This is a genomic window from Pseudomonas sp. P7548 (assembly GCF_013386585.1).
Lineage (GTDB): Bacteria > Pseudomonadota > Gammaproteobacteria > Pseudomonadales > Pseudomonadaceae > Aquipseudomonas.
The window spans coordinates 1-3,521 of record NZ_JACARO010000095.1 but is presented as its reverse complement, the minus strand read 5'-3'; the positions used below and the strand labels follow the sequence as shown (position 1 = coordinate 3,521).

The window sequence follows — 3,521 nt, the reverse complement described above, 5'->3', positions numbered from 1 at the left end:
CCCGGTGCGCATCGATATCCATGCGATATGGCGCAAGGACGATCCCAAGCCGTTGATTAACCATTTTCGGGAGGCGCTGGCGCGTTTCACCTTGTGTTGAGCGCGGTCAGGTAGGCGCTGAACATGTCGGCCATGCCGCCGGCGTAAACCGCGATGGCCTCGGGTGTGCGCGGGGTTGAGGAGAAATCCTTGCCCGCGCAACTGAGGGTGGACTGGATCAGATCGTGGGCCAGCTGGCGGGTCGCGTCCGATGCATCGGGGAGCAGTTCCCGCATGAAGTCGCGGAATATCTGACGTCCCGCCTCGCGAACTTCCAACGCTTCGGGGGCGTTGCGATACAGCGGCGCGGCGTCGTCCAGCGCGCCGCGCATCAGCGCTTCCTCGTACTCCGAATGAATGAACGCCTGCACCAGGGTGCGCAAGCGCTGCAACGGCGCGAACTGCCGGTTTTCCAGAATCTGGCGCAGCATGCGGGTGGTCTGTTGCCATTCATCGCTCTGCAAGCGGAACAGGATCGCGGCCTTGTTGGGGAAGTACTGATACACCGAACCCACACTCACACCGGCCTTCTCGGCGACCCGCGCCGTGGTGAAACGGGTGGCGCCTTCCTTGGCCAAAACCTGAATAGCCGCTTCCAGAATCGCCGCCACCAACTCGGTGGAGCGGGCCTGTTGTGGCTGTTTGCGCGAGGCAATACGCGGGGTCTGGCGGGTGGACATGGGTGGCTCCAGCGGGTCGGGGGAACGCGAATAGCGAATGCGACGAATCACTCGCATACTTTCAATGCGACGAATTAGTCGCATCTTAGTCCAGACCTCACGGAAATCAATGATGAATACCCTGACGACTGCGCCACTGGCGCCCCTGATCGAACGTCTCTACGCCCAGGCAGAGGCCGCCACCAGCCCGGACTTGGCCAACGTGCCCGATGCAGAACGCAACCGCCTGATGCACAGCAAAACCGAATACCTGGCGCTTTACACCCTGCTCAAGGACCTGTGGCTGCCGGTCTCACGGGACACCGGCACGCTGCTCTACATGCTTGCGCGCAGCACCCAGGCGCGGGCCATCGTCGAGTTCGGCACCTCGTTCGGCTTGTCTACGCTGTTCCTGGCCGCCGCCCTGCGTGACAACGGTGGCGGTGTGTTGATCGGCAGCGAATTCGAGCCGTCGAAGATCGCCCTGGCGCGTGAGCATTTCACCGAAGGCGGTGTGAGCGACCTGATCGAAATCCGCGAAGGCGACGCACTGGTGACCCTGGCCTCAGGCCTGCCGCCATCGGTTGACCTGCTGCTGCTCGACGGCGCCAAGGCACTGTATGGCGACGTGCTTGGCCTGGTGGAAAAACACCTGCGCCCGGGCGCCCTGGTGGTGGCCGACAACACCAACTACTGCCCGGAATACCTGGCGCACGTGCGCTCGCCGCACAACGGTTACCTGTCGGTGCCGTTTGCCGATGACATCGAGCTGTCCATTCGTTTGGCTTAATTGAGGAGTCACCCTATGCACGTATTTGTCACAGGCGCCACCGGCTGGGTCGGCTCCGAAGTGGTCAAGGACCTGATCGGTGCCGGCCACCTGGTTACCGGGCTGGCCCGTAGCGATGACAAGGCCAAAACCCTTGCAGCAACGGGCGCGAAGGTACTGCGCGCGTCCCTGGATGACCTGGATGCAATTCGCCGCGCGGCCTGGACCGCCGACGCGGTGATCCATACCGCGTTCAATCATGACTTTTCGCGGTTTGTCGAAAACTGCGAGCAGGACCGTCGTGTGATCGAGGCTCTGGACAGTGTCTTGAGAGGTTCGGACACGCCGCTGCTGGTCACTTCGGGGTTGTCCGGGCTGGCCCGTGGCGCTACTGAGGCGGACCTGCCCAACGGCGCGTCGCCGCGCAAATCCGAATTCGCCGCCCGGGCCTTGGCCGAGCGTGGTGTGCGTGCCGCGACGGTACGGTTGGCGCCGTCGGTGCATGGGCTGGGCGACCATGGTTTCTTGCCGATCCTGATTCGCTTGGCGCGGGAGACGGGCGTGTCGGCCTACCTCGATGAGGGGCTCAACTGCTGGTCGGGCGTGTATCGCACCGATGCGGCGCGGGTCTATCGCCTGGCGCTGGAGGAGGGCGTTACCCAGGCCGTGTATCACGCCGTGGCGGACGAGGCCGTGCTGTTCAAAGCCATCGCCGAGGTCATCGGGCGTCGCCTGGGCGTGCCGGTGGCGTCGCGGCCACGCGAACATTTTGGCTGGTTCGCCAACATGGCCGGCGCCGAGATGGCGGTGTCCAGCGCGCAGACCCGGGATCGCCTGGGGTGGGCGCCGACAGGCCCGGACCTGCTGAGCGACTTGGATCAAGCGGGCTATTTCAGTCTCTGACAGGAGCGTTCCCATGACACAACACGGTACGTCTTCGGTGCTGTTGAAACTGCTGCCGATCACCCTGGCGGTGTTCGTCGCATTCCTGATTATCGGCCTGCAACTGCCGGTCCTGCCGCTGCACCTGAACCACACCCTGGGCATGAGCACCTTGGTGGTGGGCGTGGTGGTCGGTGCGCAGTTTGCCGCCGCGCTGCTGTCGCGGGCCTGGGCCGGCAACTTTGCCGATATGCGTGGGCCCAAGCGCGCAATGCTGATCGGCATGCTGGTGGCGGCCGGCTCCGGGCTGTTGTACCTGGCGTCGCTCGGGTTTGTGGAAACCCCGGCGCTGTCGGTGTGGGTCTTGCTGGCGGGGCGTGTGGTGTTGGCCCTGGGTGAAAGCCTGATCATCACCGGTTCCATGGGCTGGGGCATGGGCCTGGTGGGGCCGCAGAACGCTGGCAAGGTCATGGCCTGGATCGGCATCGCCATCTACGCAGCGTTTGCGCTGGGGGCGCCTTTGGGCGTGGCGCTCAACGCCCAATGGGGCTTCAGTGGCGTGTGTGTGGCCACGCTGATCTTGCCGCTGTTTGCGCTGGCCATCGTCGTGGGGGCCAAGGGCGTTGCGCCCACCAGCCAGCGGCGCACGTCGTTCTACACGGTGCTGGGCGCCGTCTGGTTGCCCGGGTTGGGGCTGGCGTTTTCGAGCATCGGGTTTGGTGTGATTACCGCTTTTATCGCGCTGTTGTTTGCCGCCAAGGACTGGGGCAATGCCTCGTTCGCCTTCACCGCCTTTGGCTTGGCGTTCATCGGTGCGCGGCTGTTCTTCGGGCACCTGCCGGACAAGCTGGGCGGCGCCAAGGTGGCGCTGGTCTGCGTGCTGATCGAGGCGCTGGGGCAATTGCTGATCTGGGGTGCGGGCTCGCCAGTGATGGCGTACGTGGGGGCAGCCTTGACCGGCTTCGGCTATTCGTTGGCCTTCCCCGGGTTTGGTGTGGAAGCGATCAAGCGGGCGCCACCGCAAACCCGTGGTCTGGCCATGGGCGCCTACGTGGCGTTCCTGGATATCGCGCTGGGCATCAGCAGCCCATTGGCCGGCGCCCTGGCGGGGTCGGCGGGGGTGGCGTCGGTGTACCTCGCCGGTGCCGTGGCGGTGATGCTGGCGGTGGCGG

General features: G+C 64.9%; 4 protein-coding genes. 3 read left to right on the top strand and 1 reads right to left on the bottom strand.

From position 1 onward, the window contains the following. Window positions 1-86: 86 nt before the first annotated feature. The gene (locus HX803_RS29560) at window positions 87-719 is read right to left on the bottom strand and encodes a TetR family transcriptional regulator (protein ID WP_178925668.1); all 633 of its coding nucleotides are present in this window, start codon (window positions 717-719) and stop codon (window positions 87-89) included. 112 nt (window positions 720-831) lie between these two features. Here HX803_RS29560 and HX803_RS29555 point away from each other — a divergent pair, with 112 nt between their 5' ends. The 3 genes from HX803_RS29555 to HX803_RS29545 form a co-directional block, all read left to right on the top strand. After that, window positions 832-1,488, top strand: coding sequence for an O-methyltransferase (locus HX803_RS29555; protein ID WP_178925667.1), 657 nt, complete (start codon window positions 832-834; stop codon window positions 1,486-1,488). A gap of 15 nt (window positions 1,489-1,503) precedes the next feature. Next, window positions 1,504-2,370 (top strand): SDR family oxidoreductase, encoded by an 867-nt coding sequence (locus HX803_RS29550; protein WP_178925666.1) that lies wholly within the window; start codon window positions 1,504-1,506, stop codon window positions 2,368-2,370. Between the two features lie 13 nt (window positions 2,371-2,383). Beyond that, a partial coding sequence (locus HX803_RS29545; RefSeq protein WP_178925665.1) for an arabinose transporter occupies window positions 2,384-3,521 on the top strand: 1,138 nt, incomplete at its 3' end.

Excerpts from the sequence above, each read along its gene's own strand:
- HX803_RS29560 (WP_178925668.1), bottom strand. The coding sequence starts at position 719 with ATGTCCACCCGCCAGACCCCGCGTATTGCCTCGCGCAAACAGCCACAA.
- HX803_RS29555 (WP_178925667.1), top strand. The coding sequence starts at position 832 with ATGAATACCCTGACGACTGCGCCACTGGCGCCCCTGATCGAACGTCTC.
- HX803_RS29550 (WP_178925666.1), top strand. The coding sequence starts at position 1,504 with ATGCACGTATTTGTCACAGGCGCCACCGGCTGGGTCGGCTCCGAAGTG.